21 protein-coding genes are annotated in these 21,208 nt (G+C 66.6%); 10 read left to right on the top strand and 11 right to left on the bottom strand.

The window, feature by feature from the left end; all coding sequences use genetic code 11:
• Positions 1-2: 2 nt before the first annotated feature.
• The 6 genes from hutG (at position 3) to ACSQ3S_RS30275 (ending at position 8,419) form a co-directional block, all read left to right on the top strand.
• Positions 3-791, top strand: a complete 789-nt coding sequence (gene hutG / locus ACSQ3S_RS30300; protein ID WP_353401084.1) for an N-formylglutamate deformylase — start codon at positions 3-5, stop codon at positions 789-791.
• Positions 788-2,152 (top strand): formimidoylglutamate deiminase, encoded by a 1,365-nt coding sequence (locus tag ACSQ3S_RS30295; protein ID WP_413446750.1) that lies wholly within the window; start codon positions 788-790, stop codon positions 2,150-2,152. Before hutG ends, ACSQ3S_RS30295 begins: the two co-directional genes overlap by 4 nt.
• Positions 2,149-2,724: a HutD/Ves family protein gene (locus tag ACSQ3S_RS30290; RefSeq protein ID WP_353401081.1), complete on the top strand. Its 576-nt coding sequence runs from the start codon at positions 2,149-2,151 to the stop codon at positions 2,722-2,724. Before ACSQ3S_RS30295 ends, ACSQ3S_RS30290 begins: the two co-directional genes overlap by 4 nt.
• A gap of 12 nt (positions 2,725-2,736) precedes the next feature.
• A complete protein-coding gene (gene hutI, locus ACSQ3S_RS30285; protein ID WP_436144692.1) occupies positions 2,737-3,948 on the top strand; it encodes an imidazolonepropionase in 1,212 nt (403 codons plus the stop codon).
• A gap of 119 nt (positions 3,949-4,067) precedes the next feature.
• Entirely contained in the window at positions 4,068-6,698 is a 2,631-nt protein-coding gene (locus tag ACSQ3S_RS30280) for a zinc-dependent metalloprotease (protein ID WP_436144691.1), read from the top strand.
• 209 nt (positions 6,699-6,907) lie between these two features.
• Positions 6,908-8,419: a glycine betaine ABC transporter substrate-binding protein gene (locus ACSQ3S_RS30275; protein ID WP_436145100.1), complete on the top strand. Its 1,512-nt coding sequence runs from the start codon at positions 6,908-6,910 to the stop codon at positions 8,417-8,419.
• Here the strand turns inward: ACSQ3S_RS30275 and ACSQ3S_RS30270 are convergent.
• The 3 genes from ACSQ3S_RS30270 to ACSQ3S_RS30260 are packed head-to-tail and all read right to left on the bottom strand — an operon-like array spanning position 8,405 to position 10,059.
• Positions 8,405-8,581 (bottom strand): hypothetical protein, encoded by a 177-nt coding sequence (locus ACSQ3S_RS30270; RefSeq protein WP_176652364.1) that lies wholly within the window; start codon positions 8,579-8,581, stop codon positions 8,405-8,407. The two genes, ACSQ3S_RS30275 and ACSQ3S_RS30270, sit on opposite strands and share 15 nt — an antisense overlap.
• 51 nt (positions 8,582-8,632) lie before the next feature.
• Entirely contained in the window at positions 8,633-9,139 is a 507-nt protein-coding gene (locus ACSQ3S_RS30265; RefSeq protein WP_176652365.1) for a GNAT family N-acetyltransferase, read from the bottom strand.
• The gene (locus tag ACSQ3S_RS30260) at positions 9,139-10,059 is read right to left on the bottom strand and encodes a DMT family transporter (RefSeq protein WP_436144690.1); all 921 of its coding nucleotides are present in this window, start codon (positions 10,057-10,059) and stop codon (positions 9,139-9,141) included. Before ACSQ3S_RS30260 ends, ACSQ3S_RS30265 begins: the two co-directional genes overlap by 1 nt.
• A 160-nt stretch (positions 10,060-10,219) precedes the next feature.
• Between ACSQ3S_RS30260 and ACSQ3S_RS30255 the strand changes: the two genes are divergently transcribed.
• Positions 10,220-10,345, top strand: a complete 126-nt coding sequence (locus tag ACSQ3S_RS30255; protein WP_353401072.1) for a hypothetical protein — start codon at positions 10,220-10,222, stop codon at positions 10,343-10,345.
• On the opposite strand, the gene ACSQ3S_RS30250 is transcribed toward ACSQ3S_RS30255, so the two are convergent.
• The gene (locus ACSQ3S_RS30250; protein WP_413446754.1) at positions 10,342-10,779 is read right to left on the bottom strand and encodes a DUF962 domain-containing protein; all 438 of its coding nucleotides are present in this window, start codon (positions 10,777-10,779) and stop codon (positions 10,342-10,344) included. The two genes, ACSQ3S_RS30255 and ACSQ3S_RS30250, sit on opposite strands and share 4 nt — an antisense overlap.
• Positions 10,780-10,865: 86 nt before the next feature.
• Between ACSQ3S_RS30250 and ACSQ3S_RS30245 the strand changes: the two genes are divergently transcribed.
• Positions 10,866-11,375, top strand: coding sequence for a DNA-deoxyinosine glycosylase (locus ACSQ3S_RS30245; RefSeq protein WP_436144689.1), 510 nt, complete (start codon positions 10,866-10,868; stop codon positions 11,373-11,375).
• A gap of 171 nt (positions 11,376-11,546) precedes the next feature.
• On the opposite strand, the gene ACSQ3S_RS30240 is transcribed toward ACSQ3S_RS30245, so the two are convergent.
• Positions 11,547-12,233 carry a GNAT family N-acetyltransferase gene (locus tag ACSQ3S_RS30240; protein WP_436144688.1) on the bottom strand — a complete coding sequence of 229 codons (687 nt, stop codon included), beginning with the start codon at positions 12,231-12,233 and terminating at the stop codon, positions 11,547-11,549.
• An 80-nt stretch (positions 12,234-12,313) separates the two neighbouring features.
• Here ACSQ3S_RS30240 and ACSQ3S_RS30235 point away from each other — a divergent pair, with 80 nt between their 5' ends.
• On the top strand, positions 12,314-12,691 hold the full coding sequence (locus ACSQ3S_RS30235; RefSeq protein ID WP_436144687.1) for a homoserine dehydrogenase: 378 nt from the start codon (positions 12,314-12,316) through the stop codon (positions 12,689-12,691).
• 3 nt (positions 12,692-12,694) lie between these two features.
• On the opposite strand, the gene ACSQ3S_RS30230 is transcribed toward ACSQ3S_RS30235, so the two are convergent.
• From ACSQ3S_RS30230 to ACSQ3S_RS30210, 5 genes are all read right to left on the bottom strand, one after another.
• A complete protein-coding gene (locus tag ACSQ3S_RS30230) occupies positions 12,695-15,316 on the bottom strand; it encodes a BACON domain-containing protein (RefSeq protein WP_436144686.1) in 2,622 nt (873 codons plus the stop codon).
• A 104-nt stretch (positions 15,317-15,420) separates the two neighbouring features.
• On the bottom strand, positions 15,421-16,617 hold the full coding sequence (locus ACSQ3S_RS30225; protein ID WP_436144685.1) for a tetratricopeptide repeat protein: 1,197 nt from the start codon (positions 16,615-16,617) through the stop codon (positions 15,421-15,423).
• Between the two features lie 75 nt (positions 16,618-16,692).
• Positions 16,693-17,913, bottom strand: coding sequence for a DUF2863 family protein (locus ACSQ3S_RS30220; protein WP_436144684.1), 1,221 nt, complete (start codon positions 17,911-17,913; stop codon positions 16,693-16,695).
• 6 nt (positions 17,914-17,919) lie between these two features.
• The gene (locus tag ACSQ3S_RS30215) at positions 17,920-18,786 is read right to left on the bottom strand and encodes an HDOD domain-containing protein (protein WP_436144683.1); all 867 of its coding nucleotides are present in this window, start codon (positions 18,784-18,786) and stop codon (positions 17,920-17,922) included.
• A gap of 50 nt (positions 18,787-18,836) precedes the next feature.
• Positions 18,837-19,013: a hypothetical protein gene (locus ACSQ3S_RS30210; RefSeq protein WP_436144682.1), complete on the bottom strand. Its 177-nt coding sequence runs from the start codon at positions 19,011-19,013 to the stop codon at positions 18,837-18,839.
• 36 nt (positions 19,014-19,049) lie between these two features.
• Between ACSQ3S_RS30210 and ACSQ3S_RS30205 the strand changes: the two genes are divergently transcribed.
• Entirely contained in the window at positions 19,050-19,628 is a 579-nt protein-coding gene (locus tag ACSQ3S_RS30205; RefSeq protein WP_436144681.1) for a DNA-3-methyladenine glycosylase, read from the top strand.
• On the opposite strand, the gene ACSQ3S_RS30200 is transcribed toward ACSQ3S_RS30205, so the two are convergent.
• Positions 19,533-21,200 carry a methyl-accepting chemotaxis protein gene (locus ACSQ3S_RS30200; RefSeq protein WP_436144680.1) on the bottom strand — a complete coding sequence of 556 codons (1,668 nt, stop codon included), beginning with the start codon at positions 21,198-21,200 and terminating at the stop codon, positions 19,533-19,535. The genes ACSQ3S_RS30205 and ACSQ3S_RS30200 overlap by 96 nt on opposite strands.
• Between the last annotated feature and the right edge of the window lie 8 nt (positions 21,201-21,208).

The raw sequence follows: 21,208 nt of genomic DNA, 5'->3' as shown, positions 1-21,208 counted from the left end.
TCATGGACTATCAGTTCAAAGCAGGCAGCATACCCTTGCTGGTGTCCATGCCGCACGTGGGCACCGATATTCCGGACGAGGTGGCGGCCTGCATGACGCCGGCCGCCACGGACAAGCAGGATACGGACTGGCATCTGGTGCGCCTGTATGAATTCCTTGGCGAGATGGGGGCATCGACCTTGTCGGCGCGCTGGTCGCGCTATGCGATCGATTTGAACCGTCCGCCGGAGAATACCAATTTGTATCCCGGCCAGGACACGACCGGCCTGTGTCCGGTCGATACCTTCCATCGCGAGCCGCTGTATCTGGACGGCCGCACACCGGACGAGGCGGAGGTGCGCCGCCGCCTTGCCGCCTACTGGAAACCCTATCACGATCAACTGCGCGCCGAGCTGGATCGGCTGCTGGCGCTGCATGGCCGCGTGGTGCTGTGGGATGCGCATTCGATCGCGTCCATCGTGCCGCGTTTCTTTGAAGGCAAGCTGCCGGACCTGAACTTCGGCACCGCCGACGGCACCAGCTGCGCGCAGGGTCTGAGCGACGCCATCGTGTCGCGCGCGCTGGCGCAGGAACGGTTCAGCGTGGCCGTCAACGGCCGCTTCAAGGGCGGCCACATCACGCGCCACTACGGCCGGCCTGCGGCGAACGTGCACGCGATCCAGCTGGAGATGTGCCAGTCGACCTATATGGATGAGGAAGCGCCTTACGGCTATCGCCCGGACCTCGCGGTGCGGGTGCAGGGCGTTCTGAAGGAAATGACGCGGGCCGCCGCCGACTGGGGGCGCGCATGAGCAGACTGTTTGCGCGCCATGCCTTGCTGCCGGAGGGATGGCGCAAGGATGTGCTGATCGAGTGGGATGCGGCTGGCGCCATCACCGCCGTGACGGCCGGTGCCGAAGCCCCGGCCGGCGTCGAGGTGGCTGAATATGCGCTGCCGGGCATGATCAACCTGCATTCGCACAGCTTCCAGCGGGCGCTGGGCGGACGCACCGAGAGGGCGGGTGAAACCCAGGACAGCTTCTGGACCTGGCGCGACCTGATGTACCGCTTCGCGCGCAACATCACGCCCGAGCATATCGAAGCCATCGCGGCCCAGCTGTTTTCCGAGTGCCTGCGCCACGGCTATACGGCGATGTGCGAGTTCCATTACGTGCAGCGCGCGCCGGACGGCGCCATGTACCCCCGTCCGGCGGAAACGGCTGAGCGGGTCATCGCCGCCGCACGGTTGGCGGGAATCGGCATCACCATGCTGCCGGTGTTGTATAGTTATTCCGGCTTCGGCGAAAGCGCGCTGAAACCGGAGCAGCGGCGCTTCAAGACCGATCCGCAGGACGTGTTGCGGGTGATCGAGGCGCTGGAACCGCTGCGCGATGGGCAGACCGAGGTCGGCGTGGCGCCGCATTCGTTGCGCGCGGCGTCGGTGGCGCAGATCAACGAGGTGCTGGTGACGCTGCCGGACGACCGTCCGGTGCATATCCACATCGCGGAGCAGAAGCAGGAAGTGCAGCAGTCGCTGGACTGGAGCGGACGCCGCCCGGTGCAATGGCTGCTGGACCAGGTAGAGGTGAACGAACGCTGGTGCCTGGTCCACGCCACGCACCTGATGCGCGACGAGGTGGACCTGATGGCGCAGAGCGGCGCCGTGGCGGGCCTGTGCCCGACGACGGAGGCCAACCTGGGCGACGGCCTGTTCCCGCTGGAGGAATTCCTGGCGGCGGGCGGACGGTTCGGCATCGGCAGCGACAGCCATATTTCGCAAGGCGCGGTCGAGGAACTGCGCTGGCTGGAATACGGCCAGCGGCTGCAGCATCAGCGCCGCAATATCGCGGTGTCCGCCGAAGAACGCAACGTCGGCGACTTTTTGTGGCAGGGCGCCTTGCGCGGCGGCGCGCAGGCGAGCGGGCGCAAGGTGGGCGCGCTGGCGGTTGGCCGTCGCGCCGACCTGATCGTGCTCGACGAGCAGCATCCGAATTTTTATGGATTGGCGCTGGACGAGGTACTCGGCAGCTTCGTCTTCTGCGGCAATGACAATCTGGTCAAGGACGTCATGGTCGGCGGCCAGTGGGTGGTACGCAATCAGCAGCACGTTGCGCAGCAGGCGATCGCTGCGCGCTTCAAGCAGACCTTGGCCGAACTGAGGGAGTTCCGATGACCCAGCTAATCCAGTATGCAAGCCTGCGGCCCGCGCCGTGGAAAAATGGCGGCGGCAGCACCACGGAAATCGCCGTCTTCCCGACCGGCGCCGGCTTCGATGAATTCGACTGGCGCATCAGCCTGGCGACCATCTCGCAGAGCGGCCCGTTCTCGTCCTTCCCCGGCATCGACCGTTCGCTGGCGCTGGTCGACGGCGACGGCGTGCTGCTGGATTTCGGCGACGAGCGCTTCGTGCTCAGCCCCAGCGAACCGCTGATCGAATTCCCTGGCGAGGCGGCGGTGCACGCCACCGTCACCGGCGCCCTGACCACCGACTTCAACGTGATGACGCGGCGCGGCCGCTGCCGCCACCGGCTCGAACCGTGCGTGGTGCGCGGCACGGAGGAACTCAAGCGCCGCGGCGGCACCACCTTGCTGTTCCTGGCCGACGGCGAAAGCCTGACGCTGAGCAGCGCGCGCGAACGCATCGCCATGGTGCGCTACGACGTGGTGGTGATGGAGGCCGAGGAGGCGTGGACCATGGAAGCGTCGCTGGCGACCGTCTTTGTCGTCGACATCGTCTATAACTAGAAAGCTGCCTGTATGTGGGATGTGTTGTTTACCAATGTGCACCTGGCCACCATGGCCGGCGGCTACGGTGAGATCCGCGATGGCGCCATCGCCGTCAAGGATGGCCGCATCGCATGGCTGGGGCGCCAGGCCGACATGGCTGCGGGGGCGGTGGCGCAAACCATGCACGATGGCGGCGGCTGCTGGCTGACGCCCGGCCTGATCGACTGCCACACCCACATCGTCCACGCCGGCAACCGCAGCGACGAATTCGAGGCGCGCCTCAACGGCGCCACCTACGAGGACATCGCCCGCGCCGGCGGCGGCATCATGTCCACCGTGCGCGCCACCCGCGCCGCGTCGGAAGATGAGTTGATGCGGCAAAGCCTGCCGCGCGTGCGCAGCCTGCTGGCCGAGGGCGTGACTACGCTGGAAATCAAATCCGGCTACGGCCTGACCCTGGAATCGGAAGCGAACATGCTGCGCGTCGCGCGCCGCATCGGCCGCGAACTGCCGGTCGGCGTGGCGACCACCTTCCTCGGCGCGCACGCGTTGCCGCCGGAATTCGCCGGCCGCGCCGACGACTACATCACCGAAGTATGCGCGATGATCGCGCCGCTGGCCGCAGAAGGATTGGCCGACGCGGTCGATGCCTTCTGCGAGCGCATCGGCTTTTCGCATGAACAGACGGAGCGCGTGTTCCAGGCCGCGCGCGAGCACGGCCTGCCGGTCAAGCTGCATGCGGAGCAGCTGTCCGACCAGCGCGGCGCGGAACTGGTGGCGCGCTACCAGGGCCTGTCGGCCGACCATCTCGAACATCTGGGCGCGGCGGGCATCAGCGCGATGGCCGCCGCCGGCACCGTGGCCGTGCTGCTGCCCGGCGCCTACTACTTCCTGCGCGACACCACGCCGCCGCCGGTGGCCGCGCTGCGCGCCGCCGGCGTGCCGATGGCGGTCGCCACCGACTGCAATCCCGGCACCTCGCCGATGACGTCCCTGCTGCTGGCGATGAATATGGTCTGCACCCTGTGGCGACTGACGCCGCTGGAGGCGCTGGCCGGTTGCACCGTGCATGCCGCCCGGGCGCTGGGCCGCGATGGGCAGATCGGCAGCCTGGAAGTGGGCAAGCGCGCCGATTTCGCGCTGTGGCGCATCGCCCGTCCGGCCGACCTGTCGTACGCCATCGGCCTCAATCCCTGCTGCGGCGTGGCTAACGGCGGGGTGTTGCGTTCGCCGCAAGTTTAGAGGGAACGCTCTCAAAATTCCGTTTCGTGCGTTGGCCTTTCGGTTACATTATCCGGGATGCCTCTACACGTAACAGGATAACCATGTTTGCCTTGAATTCCCTCCGCGCCGCGGTCCTGATGATGTTGGGCCCAGGCCTGGCCGCGCAGGCGCTGGCCCAGGAGCCGGTGCCGCCATCGCCAACCCCGCATGTGCCGGAAGTGCCGGTGGTCGCCACCGCGCCCTTGCAGCCGGCCGCCGTGCCGGTGCCGGCCATCGCGCCCGCCGCTGCGGTGCGGCCCTTCGTCGACGTAGTACGCGGCGCCGTCCACGTGCTGGGATTCCTGAACCTGTACCAGAAAGAGGAAAAAGTCTGGATCGAGCTGCGCCCCGACCAGTTCGACAAGCCGATCTTCATGACCGTGAATATGCCGAACGGGATCGGCGAGCGTGGCGTGTACGGCAGCCAGATGGGCTTCAGCCAGGTGGTGGTGTTCCATCGCGTCGGCAGCCTGGTGCAGATGATCGCCAAGAACACCGGGTTCGGCGCCAAGGGCGGCACGCCGCAGGCATTGGCGGTGTCGCAGGCGTTCTCGGACAGCCTGCTGGCCATCGCGCCGGTGGCCAGCGGCCCGAATCCGCAAAACCACGGCATCCTGATCGAAGCGAACAATCTGCTGTTCGGCGACATCCCCGGGTTTACCACGCGGCTGGAAGCGGCCTTCCGCCTGGCGTATGTGATGGATCCGCGTAACAGCAGCTTCCTGACGGTGCGTTCGGACGAAGCCATGACCGGCTTCCAAGTCAATGCCCACTATTACGTGCCGCGCATTCCGGCGCCGCCGGTGGTCATGCCGACCGTGCCGCTGGCCGTCGCCAGTCCGCCGACCACGCTGCCGGACCCGCGCAGCATGTTCCTCGGCTTCTATTACAGCTTCATGCCGCTGCCGGCGCAGCCCATGCATGGCCGGCTGGCGGACGACCGCATCGGCCATTTCGTCAGCACCTCGCAGGACTTTTCCGACGACGTGACGCCGACCACGGCGGTGCACCTGGTGGAGCGCTGGCGGCTTGAAAAGCAGGACCCGGCGCTGGAGCTGTCGGAGCCCAAACAGCCCATCGTTTATTGGCTGGATGCGAACATCCCCGAGAAGTATCGCGAATCGGTGCGGCAGGGCGTGCTGGCATGGAACGCCGCGTTCGAGCGCATCGGTTTCAAGAACGCCATCGTGGTCAAGCAGCAGACCGAGGCCGACCGCTTCGATACGATGGATGCGCGGCACGCGTCGGCGCGCTGGTACTTCGGCAGCGATGCGGGCCTGGCCATCGGTCCGCGCCAGGTCGATCCGCGCAGCGGCGAAATACTGGATGCGGACATCGCCATGTCCGACGTGTTCGCGCGCGGCGCGCGGCGCCTGGTCGGCGAGGACGGCATGTCGCTCCAGCCGCCTGCGGTGGTGGGAACGGAGGCGCACTGCGACTACCTGGACGAGTCGGCGCAGGAAATGGGCTTCGCCATGGGCCTGCTGGAGGCGCGCGGCGAACTGGAAATGGGCAGCCCCGAGGCGGATGCCGTGGCGCAGGCTTATGTGCGTTCCGTGATCATGCATGAAGTGGGACATACGCTGGGCTTGCGGCACAACTTCCGCTCGTCCACCATCTACAGCCTGAAGGAACTGCAGGATCCGGAATTCACGAAGAAGAACAGCCTGGCCGGTTCGGTGATGGACTACACGCCGTTCAATCTGTCGCTGAAGGGCGAGAAGCAGGGCGAGTATGTGGCGTCCACGCTGGGACCTTACGACTACTGGGCGATTGAATACGCCTATAAACCGATGGAGGCCGCGCAGGAGAAGGCGGAGCTGGCGAAGATCGCCGCGCGCTCGAACGAGCCGCAACTGGCGTTTGGCACCGACCAGGATGCTGGCGGATTCAACTCCGACCCGGACGTCAACGTGTTCGACCTGGGCAGCGATCCGCTGGCTTACTTCCAGCGCCGCCTGACGATGTCGCGCGAGCTGTGGGACCGGATCGAGACCCGTACGCTCAAGCCGGGCGAGAGCTATGAAACGCTGCGCCGCGGCTTCGATTACGGCTTCCAGCAGTTTGCGCGCACCATGCCGGTGGTGGTCAAGTATGTGGGCGGGGTGACGTATCTGCGCGACCACGCCGGCACCGGGCGCGCGACCTTCACCCCGGTGCCGCTGCCGCGCCAGCGCGAGGCCTTGCGCATGCTGACCAACAGCCTGTTCAAGTCGGACAGCTTCAAGTTCACGCCGGCGATGATCAGCCGCCTGGCGCCGGATCATTTCGAAACGCGCGGCAGGGCCGACGTGTCGGTCAGCCAGCGGGTGCTGTTCCTGCAGGCCGCCGCGCTCGATCAGCTGATGTCCGACGGCGTGGCCGCGCGCTTGCTGGATTCCCAGGAAAAGCTGGACGACCGCAAACAGGCGCTGGGCCTCGAAGAGCTGTACTCCACGGTGCAGGGCGCGGTGTGGAGCGAGCTGAAAACCGGCAAGGACATCAGCGGCATGCGGCGCAACCTGCAGCGCGAGCACCTGAAGCGCGTGGCGGCGACGCTGTTGCGCGGCTCGCCGGCCACGCCGGCCGACGCGCGCAGCCTGCAGCGCGAGAACGCGCTCAAGCTGCAGCGCGAGATCCGCGCCGCGATGGGCAAGCCGATGAGCCGCGAGGCCAAGGCGCATCTGTCGGAGTCGTACGAAACGCTGAGCCAGGCCTTGAGGGCGCCGATGCTGCGCGTGGGCGCTTAGAAGACGTTTCAAAATGACCGTGGCGTCGTTGCGGCTCCTAGCCGTGCAGGCGCACGGTCTTCGTCGCCGCGCCTAGCCACGCTCATTTTGAAACGCCTTCTTAGACTGCACGACCCAATACAGCCGGGTTAGCCCAGCAATGGTAAGCTTGCCGGATTGATCATCAATCCGGAGTGCTTGTGCGCGCACGTTTGCCAGTTTTGCTGTCGCTGCTGTCGCTGATATTCGCTTGTGCGGCGTGGGCCGCGCCGGGCGATACGCTGCATGTGGGGTCGAAGCGCTTCACCGAGTCGTACATCCTCGGCGAGGTGCTGACGCAGACGGCCGCGCCGTACGCCAAGGCCGAGCATCTGCAGGGACTGGGCAATACCGCCATCGTGCTGGCGGCGCTGCAGGCCGGCCGCATCGACGTCTATCCCGAATATCTCGGCACCATCGACCTTGAAATCCTCAAGCACGCGCAGGCCGCGCCGCTGGAGCAGATCCGCCGCGAACTGGCGCCGATGGGGCTGGGCGTGGCGGTGCCGCTGGGCTTCAACAATACCTATGCGCTGGCGATGCGCGGTGGGCCCGATGGCCTGCACAAGCTGAGCGAACTGGCGGCCGCGCCGAAGCTGCGTCTGGGCCTGTCGCATGAATTCATCGGCCGCGCCGACGGCTGGCCGGGACTGGCCAAACTCTACGGCCTGCCGCAGCGGCCCGAGGGACTGGACCACGGCATCGCCTACGAGGCACTGATGCAGCGCCAGGTCGACGTCATCGACATCTACTCCACCGACGCCAAGATCCGCCAGTACGGCCTGCGCGTGCTGGACGACGACCGCGCCTACTTTCCCCGCTACGATGCGGTGCTGCTGTACCGGCTCGATGCGGCCGCGCGCTTTCCGGCCGCGTGGAAGGCGATCACGCAGCTGGAGGGACGCATCAGCGCCGCCGACATGATCGCGATGAACGCCTCGGCCGAAATCGACGGCCAGAATTTCGCCCACGTGGCGCGCGACTGGCTGGCGGCGCACAAGCCGCTGGCCGCTGCCGGCGCTGCCTCCGCGACGACGGCGCAGTCAACGGCTCCTGCCCAGGTCAGGGATGGCCTGATGGCCAAGATCTTCGACAAGAGCCTGTGGACACTGACGCGCCAGCACGTCACGCTGGTGCTGTTCGCGGTCGTGATGGCGTGCCTGATCGGCGTTCCGCTGGGCGTGCTGGCGGCGTTCTTCCCGCGCCTGCGGCAGGTGGTGCTGGCGGCGACGGGCGTGCTGCAGACGGTGCCCTCGCTGGCCTTGCTGGCGCTGCTGATACCCTTGCTCGGCATGATAGGCACGGTGCCGGCGCTGGTGGCGCTGCTGGTGTATGCGCTGCTGCCCATCGTGCGCAACACCTGCACCGGGCTGCTGCAGGTGCCGTCCGGCCTGCGGCTGGCGGCGCTGGCGTTGGGACTGCGGCCGTTCCAGCGGCTGGTGCATATCGAGCTGCCGCTGGCGCTGCCGGTGATATTGGCCGGCGTGAAAACGGCGGCGGTGATGAGCGTGGGAACGGCGACCATCGCCGCCTTCATCGGCGCCGGCGGCTACGGCGAGCGCATCACCATCGGTCTGGCGCTGAACGACAACGACATGCTGCTGGCCGGAGCGATTCCGGCGGCGGTGCTGGCGCTGCTGACCCAGGGCGCGTTCGAGCTGCTGGAGCGGCTGGCCAGCCGCGCGCCATCACAGCGAATGTAGCTTCGAGCGCGTGACGACGACTTCCTTGTGCAGCACGCGCTCGGCGTGGAAATCGTTCTCGCGCTGGGCGGCGATGACTTCCAGCGCGCGGGTGTAGCGCTCCAGCCGCGAGCGCAGATAAGCTTTGTAGACCACGATGGCCAGGGGCGGTAGTTTGATCATGACTGACTCCTGCAGGTTCGCATCAGCAGTCATTTTGTAAGGTTGATAACTTTACGCCTTGTTCTGGATCAAGTCTTGGGCCATATGGGTCAGTGCGCCTCCGGTGACGCGACAGATGCGCCAGTCCGGCAACAGCGACGCGCCCATGCCTTCGTAGAACTTGATGGCGTTGGCGTTCCAGTCCAGCACCGACCATTCGAAGCGGCCGCAATCGCGCTCCACCGCCAGTTGCGCCAGCGCCACCAGCATCTGCTTGCCGTAGCCCTTGCCGCGGCAGCTTTGCTTGACGTACAGGTCTTCCAGGTACAGGCCCTTCTTGCACAGGAAGGTGGAGAAGTTGTGGAAGAACAAGGCGAAGGTGACGACCTCGCCGCCGGCCTCGCCGACCAGCGCCTCGCACACGGGCTTGGCGCAGAACAGGCTGTCGTGCAGCATGGCCTCGTTGGCGACCACCATGTGCTCGAGTTTTTCAAACACGGCCAGTTCATAAATCATGCCGAAGATAGCGGCGACGTCTGCCGGCCGGGCCGGGCGTATGGTCAAATCGGAAGGTGTCATCAGGCTTCTACCATGCTTTCTGCGGGAAGAGGTGTATCGGATTGCAGCGCCCAGGCGACGCTGGACAGGCACAATACCATGCCGGCCCATTCCATGGCTCCGGGGCGGAAATGTTCCAGCTGGATCGACAGCAGCACGGAAATGACCGGCGTGACGACGCCGATGTAGACCGCCTTGTGCGAGCCGATGCGGTGGATCAGCGTGAAATAGGCGGCGAAGGCGATCACCGAGCCGAACAGCGCCAGATACAGCAGGCCGCCCCAGTATTTCGCGCCGCTGGGCATGGTGAACGACTGACCGCTGAGCAGTACCCACAGCGTCACCAGCATGCTGCCCCACATCATCGACCAGGCCATCGTCAGCGGCACGTTGGACGATTGCTCGCGCACCTTGACCACGACCACGTTGCCGATCGAGCTGGCGACGGTGGCGGTGACCGCCAGCATCAGTCCAAGCAAAAAGTGGCCGTTGCCGCCGGACATGATTTCAGTCCACGCGCCGTGGATCGACTGGAAGAACAGCAGCGTGACGCCGCAGATGGCGACCGCGCCGGCGCTCCAGGTGCGCCAGCCGAGCGGCGAGCCGAAGGCGAAATGGTTGAGGATGGGATTCCAGAACACCATCAGCGCGAACAGCACGGCGACCAGGCCGGACACCAGGTATTGCTCGGAAGTGTAGGTGCAGATGTAGCTGAGGGCGAAGGTGGCGCAACCTTGCAGCAACATCCAGCGCTGGGTGCGCCATGGCAGCAGCAGCTTGTCGCCGCGCGCCAGGCACCAGGCGAACAGCACCGCCGCCGACAGGGCGAAGCGGTAGACCACAGAGACGGCCGGCGCGACCTCGCCCAGTTGCAGCGTGATGGCGAAGAAAGTGGAGCCCCAGATCAAACAGGCGATGATGAATAGAAGTGGAGAGGACATCAAACGAGTATAGCTGTCCGGGCCGCATCTTGCCTAGCGTCTACGGTTTTGTTGCGACGCAACAGGTGCCCAAATAAATTGTTTCCCAATTGTACGAATCGGGGTTTTTGTTGAAAATGCAAGTATGATGGAAACACTAATCGTCAAGGGGAGAGCGGTAATGAGCACCGCGCTGCAAATCAAGGTCATCACGCTGCTGGGCTATGTCGCGGTCAGTACCGCGCTGGTGCTGCTGCTTGCCGACGACGAGTTGCAGGGGCTGTTCGCCTTCACCGGCTTCCACTAGTACGCCAGTTTCAAGCGGCGGTACAAAAAGCCCAGCACGAACAGCGGGCCGATCAGCAGGAAGCGCAGGTCGTCGAAAAAGGATGGTTTCTTGCCTTCGATCTTGTGGCCGATAAACTGGCCTATCCACGCCAGCACGAAGATCGCAACCGACAGCGGCAACACAGCCCTGTCCGGCAGCGCGGCCAGCACGGCCAGGAACAGCGCCGACATCAGCAACATCCCCACCGCGAACGGCTTCGACAGCTTGAAATAATACGCCAGCGACGCCAGGGTGACGGCCACCGCCACCAGCGGATGGATCGCCCATAGCAGGCCCAGCAGCGTGAAGACGATGATGGGCACGCAGACGAAGTGGATCAGCTCGTTGGTCGGGTTCAGATGGCTTTCGCTGTACTGGGCCAGCAGCGTGTCGATGGTGCGGGTTTGCGACATGGGTGTCTCCGGTTTTTTTAGTACGGTCGTGCCGTTGACAAATTCTACACCCGAAACGCGGCTGCGCGACGCGGTAGAATGCCGTCATGTCCAAACCAGCTTCCGCCATTCCCTCCGCCCCGCTGACCGGCCTCGCGCCGGTGGTGGACGCCGGCACCCGCATCCTGGTGCTGGGCAGCTTCCCCGGCGCGGCGTCGCTGGCGGCGCAGCAATATTATGCGCATCCGCGCAACCTGCTGTGGCCGATCTTATCGGCGTTGACCGGCGAGCCGCTGGCGCAGCTGCCGTACGACGAACGCCTGCCGCGCCTGCTGGCGCACGGCTTCGGCCTGTGGGACGTACTGGGCGCCTGCGAGCGCGAGGGCAGTCTCGACTCGGCCATCCGCCAGCCCGCCGCCAACGATTTCGCGCGCTTGCGCGAGTTGTGTCCGCTGCTGGAAACGGTCGGCTTCAACGGCCAGACCTCCGGCAAGTTCGCACCGCAGTTCGACGCCGCAGGCTATCGCACTGTGGTACTGCCATCCACGTCGCCCGCGCACGCAGCGATGACGTTTGAGCACAAGCTCACCAGCTGGCGTCGCCTGCTGGCCGGCTGATACGATGCGCGCGGCACCGTTTCTTCCGCCGCTTCAAGCGCGCACGGCAGCCAGCACCGTGGCGGTGTCGACGATGGCGGCGTATTCGCCGTCGAGATTCGACAGCGCCATCCAGTGCACACGGGGCGGGCCATGCCTTTTTGCATATCGATGACGATCAGGGCCTGCATCTCAAGTCTCGTCGCGTGCGACCACGCGCACCACGGTTTCCCGGTAATCGGCAAAGCCCATGCGCAGGTACAGCGCGTGGGCCTCGTTGCTGCGCATGACGTGCAGGAAGGGCGTGTCGCCGCGCTGCAGTTGGCGGCGGATCAGCTTGACGATCAGCCGTTTGGCCAGGCCCCGGCCCTGGTAATCCGGATGGGTGCAGACGCCGCTGATTTCGCACAGGCCCGGCGCGCGCAGGCGCTCGCCGGCCATCGCCATCAGCCGCTCGCCGTCGAAATAGCCGAAGTAGTCGCCCAGCTCGATGGTGCGGATGCCGAACGGGCCCGGCTTGCACAGCGCGGCCAGTTCCACCGCCTGCGCCGCGTGCTGCGGCTGCAGCGCGATGGCGTCGGGCGCCGGATCGTCGGCCGGCATGGCGCCGGCCCAGACCATGCGGAACATGGTGCTCTCGGCGGCGATGCGCCAGCCGGGCGGCACGGCGCCGCTCCAGCTGTCGCAATAGAATTGTTCGCCCGGCGCGCAGTGCGGTTCCAGCGCGGCGAAGTCCGGCCGGGCCGGATCGGCAAAGGCGACGATGGGGGAAAAGCCGGGCGTGTAGCGGCGCGCGCCGCCGCTGCCGCTGGCGTGGCGCGCGTGCGCGCCGGTCAGAGTGTGCCAAAAAATGTGGTCCAGCTGTTCATTGCGCTTCATGCAGCTTGCCTTGTCCGTGGGTCATGGTTATGCTTGTTCAAAAGGTATCGATCGTAGTGTAATTCCAAAACGGGGGACACGTGGACAATCAGAATATCGCCATCGTCGGACTGGGCCGGATCGGATCGGCTTTCTTGCGCAATATGCTGGGCCGCCGCGAGCGCGGCGTCAACCTGGTGGCCGTGGCCGAGAGCGGCAACACGCCGGGCCGCCAGATGGCGCTCGACGCCGGGTTGAAGGTGGTGTCGCTAGATGAGATCGTGGACCTGGACAACGGCGTCGACATCCTGTTCGACCTGACCGGCATTCCCGCGGTGCGGCGCGAGATCCGCGAAAAACTGATGGCCCGGAATAATCATCACACGGTGATCGCGTCGGAGACCATCGCCCGCCTGATCTGGGCCATGACCACCGACGACGACCTGCCCGTCATTGCCGGCCGCAGCACCGGCTATTGATGCTTACGGGCCGACCGGCACGATGGTGGTCGCGCCGTCGTCGGTGATGCCGATCAACAGCAGACCATCGCCGGAAACCGCCATCTGGCGCGGCAGCAGCTGCTTGGCGCCGGCCGCCAGCTTGAACTGGTTGAGCAGCTTGCCCGTGGTGTCGTAGACCCACACATCGCTGACCGTGGCGCGGGTGGCGGCGCCGCAGTAGATGCGGCCGTCGCTGCCCAGCTCGACGTTGTTGGGCGTGCCGTCGCCGGCGGCCAGGTAGCCCAGCACACCGAGGTCGGCCGGGCTGGCGATCGCGCACAGCTTGGGCGTGGCGCTGGCACTGTAGATGCGCGTGCCGTCGGCGCTGACGGCGATATCCTGCCCCAGCGCGCCGCCGCCGGAGTGGCTGGCGGCCGGAATCCTGGCCGGGTACAGCATGCCGCCGCCAAGGCTGGCATAGTCGACGCTGACGCTGGTCACCTGCACCGCGCTGGTGTTTTCCTGCTGCTGCACCACCAGCTTGCCGTCGCCGCTGGCCGCGATCACGCCGGCCGTCAGCGGCAGCGTGCCCTGATACACGCCGCCTGCGGTCAGATAGGCCCGGCCGTCACCCAGCACCAGCACCTCGACACCGTTCGGACGGATGATCTTGAGGCGGGTCGTCTTGTCTACCCCTGTCAGCGGCAACTGGCTCAGGACGGCGAACGTGTTGAGGTCGATGCTGGTCAGCGCGTGGTTGCTCAGGTTCAGCACATGCAGCACATCGCCGTTGGCGCTGGTGACCATGTCGCCCAAGCTGGCGGCCAAGCCGGTGATGGTGATGACCTTCTGCCCGCTGTACAGGTTGTAGACGTCGATGTAGGCGCCGCCGTTGTGGGCATAGGCATACGGCCGGATCGGATCGGCAATCACGGTGGCGTAGGGCAGCGGCAGGGTGACGTTGGCGGTCGGCGTCAGCGTGCCTTTCCACAGCGCCACGCGGATCGGTTCCGGGGCCTTGGCGTCCGCGTCGTTCGGCGTCAGCGTGACGGTCGCGATGTTGAGTGTGTCGGGACCGAACGGAGTCGGGTCGGCCGTCAGCACCAGCTTGTTGCCGTTGACGCCGGCCACCAGCCAGGTCGCGCTGGAACTGGCGCTCATGCCGGTGAAGTTGTTGAAGTTGTCGGTAACGGTCAGTGTGCGGGTCAGCCGGGTCCAGCTGGGCGAGGCGCTGAAGGCCACGGCGGTTTCCGACGGGATCAGCTTGTGCTGGTCCTTGTTGATGGTCAGCAGCGTCGGCGCGATCGCCAGGTCGCCGTTGACGCGGGACGCGGCCTTGACCAGCACCGACGTGGTGCCGACGGCGGCGTTGGCCGGCCGTGCGGTGATGACGGTGCTGGTGCCACCCTGGTTGATGCTGCCGCTGGCGACGGTGGCGCTGGCCCAGGACGGCATGCCGTCCAGGCTCCACGGCCAGGAGTTGGTCGACGTGTTCAGGCTCAGCGTCAGCGTCTGGCTGGTGCTGAAATCGCGGCCGTAGGTGCCGCCCAGGGTCAGGCTGTTGGCCGATGTGGTCAGCGTCGCCGGCACCAGGTTCAGCGCGACCGGCAGCGCGCGCGTCGACAGTCCCGGCGCGCTCAGCGTGATGCTGCTGTTGTAGCTGGCGCTGGCCAGCGATCCGACGGTGGGATCGACCGTCAGCACGGTGGTGGAGGGCGTGCCGCCACTGGTCGGCGACAGCCGCAGCCACGGCGCATTGCTGACGGCGCTCCAGCTGGCGGCGCTGTTGTCGTCGGTGCCGATGCTGACCACCTGGGTCGGGATGGGCGCGCCGTTGACGGCGGTGAAGGTGACGCCGTTGGCGCCGGTGGTCAGGCCGCTCGGCAGCACCGTCAGCGAGGCCGGCAGGCTGGCGACCTGGCCGTCGCTGGCGGTGATGGTCAGCGTGGTGTTGTAGCTGCCCAGCGCCAGGCCGGTGGTGTCGAAGACTACGTTCAGCGTGCCGCTGCCGGTGCCGCTGGCGCGGGCCGGCTTGAGCCAGCCGGCGCCGCTGGCGACGGTCCAGCTGCGGCCTTCGCCGGCGATGGCGACGTCGATCGCCGCCGGCGCGGCGCCGCCGAGGTGGGCGGTGCCCGCCAGCGCCACGGTGGGCGTGGCGGTGAAGGTGGCCTGGCCGGCCGGCACCACCTGGAAGCTGTAGGGCAGCAGCATCGGCGAACCGGGGAACTGGCTGGCGCAGCCGCTGTCGCGGCACAGGCGCACGTTGAAGTTGCCGGTGTAGGTGCCGGCCGCCAGGCCCGGCGCCGATTGCAGGATGGCGTGGTATTGGGTGTCGCTGTCGCGGATCAGCTGGGCGCTTGGCTGGATCACGCCGGCGCTGTCGGTGACGCTGGCAACCACCGTGGTGGCGTTGGCGAAATCGGCCGGGCGGTTGACGGTGGCGAGCACGTTCAAGGTCAGCGAGGTGCCGGCGTTGATGGTGGCGCGTACCGTGGCGGGATTGAAGGTCAGCGCGGGCGAGGCGGCCGGGGTATCGGTGCCGCCGCCGTTGTTGCCGCCACCGCCGCCGCCGCCACCGCCGCCACCGCAGGCCGTCAGGCCGGCGCCCAGCAGCGCGGCCAGCGTCAGGGAGGCGATGACTGTGGCGGACTTGGGTCTGAGCATGGCGGAATCCTTGTGGTAAACGCTGCTTGATTTACAATTATTGCAATTGTTGCGCAATTGCAACTAGAAGTCAAGCCTGTCCCACCAGTCTGCCATGATGTTTGCTAGTGGCGCGCCTCATACGCGCGCAGCCGGTCCAGCTTGGCCGAATACAGGTCGTGGTCGCCGCGCGTGGTGCTGTTTTCCAGCGCGTGCGCCAATTGCGACTCGGCCGCCTTCAGGTTGCCCAGCTGGTAATTGGCCATGGCCAGCCAGAAGTGGAATTCGTGGTAGTCCGGCACCCGCTCCAGCTCGCGTTCGAACATGTCGCGGGCGCGCTTGTAGTCGCCCCGCGCCATCGCTTCCTGGCCCAGGTTGAAGAAATGGAAGGGCGGATACGGCTCCAGCTGCGCCAGCCGCACGCGCAGCACCGCCGCTTCATCCATCTTGCCTTCGCTTTCCAGCGTTTGCGCCAGGTTGGCCAGGAAGATGGTGTTGTCCGGCGCCTGCGACAGCGCATAGCGCAGCGTCTGCTCGGCGTCGAGCCGGTCGCCGTGGTGCTGGTAGATCACGCCCAGCGTGTTGTAGACGTTGAGGTAGTGCGGATCCTGCTCGATCGCCTTGCGCACCGACCAATAGGCGTCGTCCAGCTTGCCTTGCGCCATCAGCTCGGCGGCGCGGTTGTTCAGGTACATGGCGATGATGGTCTGCTCCTCCAGCGGCTTGGCGTTTTCGCGCGCCTTGGGCGGGATGGGGATGAAGTCCACCACCAGCGAGTTCGACATGTCGACGCTGATGCCGTCGGCGTAGCGGGTGCGCTGCTTGCCTATCGCCAGGTTGACGTGGTTGCTGGCGAAGTACAGGTCGCCGGAGCGGCTCCAGCTCTCGTCGACCTCGACCTGCTGAAACTGCACGGGCAGGTTGAGCTCGCGTGCCAGCGCGGCTGTCATGATGGCCAGCGACAGGCAGTTGCCGGCGCGCGCCGCGAAGGTCTGGGCGGCGTTGCGCGTCATCGCCGAATCGTATTCGAGCTTGAGCTTGTCCTTGCGGTAGAGCGCGTCGAACAGCACGCGGCGCACATCCTTGCCGCCGAGCAGGCGGCCGCTGCCGCCGTTGCCGCCGATCTCGCGCTGCAGGTAGAGCCGCATGTCGTCATTGAGGGCGAATACATGGTCGGTGTCGACCGGGGCGGCTGGCGGCTGGAACAGTTGGTCGTGGAATACCGGCGGGGCGGCGTCGCGCGCCACGGTCGCGGGACCGGCGCAACCGCCCAGCAGGGCGGTCGACAGCACGGCGCATAAGGTCAGGGCCCAGGTTTTCATGACGATCTCCCAGCGGATTCTGTGTTCCGCTTGAAGAAAGTATCCTCGGCTCCCGGGACTATGTCAAACAGGAATTTATGCCAGCGGCCGCACGTCCACGGCCTGTCCCTGGGCGTCGAATCGGAGCGCCGCCGAGACGTTGACGATGCCGATGCTGGCCAGCGCGTCGCGCAGGTCGTCGAGCTCCAGTTCGAGGTCGGCGGCCAGGTCCAGCGGCCGCTCGCACAGCGCCAGTTCCACCTCGCCGTCGAACAGTTGCACGCGCAGTACCATGTCGTCGTCGACGTCGGCCGGGGCGATGATGGCGCTGGCCTGGTCCGGCGCGCGGCCGTCCAGCGCCTGGTTCAGTTCGGACAGCATGCGCAGCGTCGCGTATTCGGCCTGGGCCTGTTCCCTGGCGCCGAAGAACAGGTCCTGGTACAGGAAGTTCAGGGTCAGTTCCGGCGTCGCGCCACGGCCGCGGCCCAGGCAGCGCGCCACCAGCGGCGCGTGCTGCGCGGTCCACTGCTGATAGCGTTCGGCGCGCCTGGCGAAGTAGGCGTCGGCGGCTTTTTCGGCTTTCGGCACCTGGTAGAAGGCGTCGTCGGCGCGCTTGAGCGCAAAGCCCAGCAGGAAGCGCAGCTCGACGGCGCTGTCGGCGGCGCCGAAGCTGGTGGCCGACCAGCCGGTCGCCATGCTGCGTTCCAGCGCCGGCGCGGCGGCGATTTTTTTCTCGGTCAGCGAGTGCGCCGCCTCGCGCAGCATGGCGTGCAGCTGGCCGTAGGTGATGCGTTCAATTTCGTCGAGGTCGTAGGCGTGGCTGACCAGCACCACCTTGGCCTGCGGGCTTTCCAGGCCGGCGTCGGTGAAGCTGGCCAGCAGCGCCTCGTAGGCATCGCTGTCCTGGAAGTCGGCGGCCGGGTCGAGCCCGCCCTGGCTGTGCACGAACACCGGGATGGCGAAGGCGTCGATCTCCAGCTCGGGCGCGCCCTCGCGGCGCAGCAGCAGGCTGGCGGCGCCTTCCTCGACCGCGTTGCGCAGGTAGCGGTAGCCGTCGATGGCCTCGTCGCGCGCCAGCTCGATGGCGCCGTACAGCACTTCGTCCTTGCCCTGGTTGAGCAGCTTGCGCAGCAGGCGCTGGAAGTCGAGCGCCTTTTGCGCCAGTTCGGCGCGGGTGCTGTCGGCCACGATGTCGTTGTTGAATTCGCCGTCCGCCAGGTCCAGCGCCAAGGCGCACAATTCGGTGGTTTGCTGCTCGTCTTTCAGTTCCGGGGAGTTGGCGGATTTGCGCGGTACGGGGCGCTTATTTTTAGGCATTTTTTCTTATCGGTCGGTGTGGAAGGCTTCGTGCAGTTCGTCGAGCAGGTCGGCGGTTTCATCTTCGGACAGGCCGAGGTGGCGGCAGGCGCCATCGCCGCCTTTTTCCCATTCATAGGACAGGCTGCGGCCATGGAAGCGCGCGATGCCTTTTTCCGCCAGCAGCGCCAGCGCCACCAGCGAGCGCACGGCGTCGTCGGTGGCCGGGTCGTCCAGCACGCGGTAATCGTGGTGCAGCAGGATGGCCCAGGAGACGTCCGGCGACAGCCCCCAGTTGCGCGCCAGCAGGCAGCCGATGGCGGCGTGGTTGGTGCTGTAGCGGCTGTCCTCGATGGCGGTGAACGGGGTCTCGGCGTCCTCGCAGGCGTCGGCGTAGGTGCCGGCGTAGTCGGTGAAGCGGTTCATCAGCAGCGGCACGCCGATGTCGCAGAACAGGCCGAAGGTGTGGGCGATGTCGGGCGGCGCGATGCGCAGCTTTTGCGAGAAGAACACCACGGCCTGGGCGCGCCGGGAGGAGATTTCCCAGAACGCGTTGAGGTCGGCCTCCTTGCCTTCGATGGCCTGGCGCGCCAGCAGCCCGGTCAGCAGCGCGGCGCACTGGTTGATGCCGAGGAAGTTGATGCCCTGCTCGACCGACTTGGCCTTGCGCGCGGCGCCGAAGAACGGCGAGTTGGCCAGCTTGAGCAGCGCGCCGGACATGCCGACGTCGTTGCCGATGATGCGGGCGATCTTGCGCGGCGACGGATCGGGCAGCGCCAGCTCGCGCTGCAGGTCGACAAGCAGGCTGGGCCGGGGCGGAATGCGGATCGAGCGCATCAGCGCGTCTTCTACCGCGTTTTCTGCTGGCATGGCTTTGGCTGCAACTGTCATCATCGTGTTCATCTTGGGGTAAGGGCGGCGCGCGATGCTATTTCATCATGATGTTATTTCATCACTATAAACCAGGGCGCCAACTCATGCTGGGCATGCTTACTCCGATTATCGCCGCAAGCGCGCGCCGGCGGCATGAATTTCTCCCGATTTTCTGGCCGCGCCGCCGTATTTTGTCGCTTTGTACCGAGCGTCGCGGCGATTCGATAATCATTTGTCACGTGTTTCATGAGCCTCCAGGCCATGTTGACGTTTACAATACATGGATGAATACGCTACTTGCAGGCATAGATTTCAGCGCGCCCTCGCACGAGGTGGCGCGCCAGCTGATCGGCGTGACCTTGCTGGTCGACGGCGTCGGCGGGCGCATCGTCGAGACCGAGGCATACGACGGCACCGAGCCGGCCGCCCACACCTTCAACGGGCCGACCCCGCGCAATTTCTCGATGTTCGGGCCGCCCGGGCGCAGCTATGTGTACCGCTCGCACGGCCTGCACTGGTGTTTGAATTTTGTCTGCCGCGAGGAGGGCCACGGCGCCGGGGTGCTGATCCGCGCGCTGGAGCCGGTGGCGGGGCTGGAATTGATGCGCGAGCGGCGCGGCCTGGAAGACGAGCGGCTGCTGTGCTCGGGACCGGGGCGGCTGTGCCAGGCGCTGGGCGTGACGCGGGCCCTGAACAACTGGCCGCTGGACGCGCCGCCGTTCGAGCTGCTGCCGCGCGACCATGCGCCGAAGATTGCGTTGGAAGTGCTAGCCGGCCCGCGCATCGGCATTTCCAAAGCCGTGGAGCTGCCGTGGCGCTTCGTGCAGGCCGGCTCGCGCTTTTTGAGCAAGCCCATGCGTTGAAGCCTGGGCCGGCGCCAGCTTGAACACCGACATCACCTCGGACAGGTGGCTGGCCTGATCCTGCAGGCTGGCCGCCGCCGCCGCGGCCTGCTCGACCAGCGCGGCGTTCTGCTGCGTCATGTCGTCCATCTGCCCGACCGCCTGGTTGACCTCGGCGATGCCCTGCGCCTGCTCGGCGCTGGCCTCGCTGATGCGGGCGATGATGTCGTTCACCTGGCGCACCGAGGCGACGATGTCGTCCATGCGTTCGCCGGCCTGCTGCACCGAGGCGCTGCCGCTGTCGATGGTGGAGACCGAGGCCGCGATCAGCGCCTTGATTTCCCTGGCCGCGGCGGCCGAGCGTTGCGCCAGCGTGCGTACTTCCGAGGCCACCACGGCGAAGCCGCGCCCCTGCTCGCCGGCGCGCGCCGCCTCCACCGCCGCGTTCAGCGCCAGGATATTGGTCTGGAACGAGATGCCGTCGATGACGCCGATGATGTCGACGATCTGGCGCGAGCTGGCGCGGATCGAGGCCATCGTCCGCACCGCCTGCTGCACCGCCGTGCCGCCGTGCTGCGCCAGCTCGGAGGCGCCGGCCGCCAGGGTGCAGGCCTGGCGCGCGTTGGCGGCGTTCTGCTGCACCGCCTGCGTCAGGCTGTCCATCGCGCTGGCGGTCTGCTCCAGCGAGCTGGCCTGCATCTCGGTGCGGGTCGACAGGTCGAGGTTGCCGCTGGCGATTTCGTGGGCGGCGGTGTCGATCGAGCGCACCGAAGCCATGATGGCGGTCAGCGTCTGCGTCAGGTTGTGCATGGTCTGGTCCAGCATGCGGGCGGTGTCGGCGATCTCGTCGCGGCCGTCGTTGCGCCGGCCGGTGCCGAGGCGGCCGGCGGCCAGCGCCACCACCACGTCGGCGATGGCGCGGATGTCGCGCAGCATGGCGCCGCGCACCGCCATCGTCACGCCGATCGACAGCGCGATCGACAGCAGCACCATGACCGCCATGGTCGTGCTCAGCGCGTGGAACTCGGCCTTGGCGCGCGCGTGCGCCTGTTCGCTGTAGCGCTTTTCCAGCGCCGACAACTGCGCCAGCTGTTCGTTCAGCAGCAGGAATTGTTTTTCCGCGCGCGCCATCGAGTTGGTGGCGATGCTCTGGTCCATCTGCGCCATGTCCATGGTTTCCAGCACGGCTTTGCGATAGGCGTTCAGCGACAGCAGCGACTGCCCGACGATCTTGCGTTCGTCGTCGGTATCGGCGGCAGGATCTGCCGCGGCATCGGCCAGCTGGCGCAGCTGGGTCTCGATATCGGCGTGGGCGGTCTTGATCTGCCGGCTCAGCGCGTCGAGCCGCGCCTGCGCGAAGCTGCCGTTGACCCAGGCCAGCAGCTGGTAGATGTGGGCGTGGGCGTAGCGGGCGTCGCCGGAGACGTCGGCCGCGATCTTCAGGCGCGCGGCGCGCACCTGCACCAGGTTTTCCAGCGAGGCGTTTTGTCGCACCATGCCGTAGTAAGAGGCGGCGGCCGTCACGATCAGCAGCAGCAGCACCAGGCACGGCGCCAGCAGCAGTTTGGGACCGATACGCAGTTTCTTCAGCATGATGCGCT

It is taken from the genome of Duganella sp. LjRoot269 (assembly GCF_964254095.1).
Classification (GTDB): Bacteria; Pseudomonadota; Gammaproteobacteria; order Burkholderiales; family Burkholderiaceae_D; genus Rugamonas; species Rugamonas hordei.
This window is presented reverse-complemented; position numbering and strand designations above follow the sequence as displayed.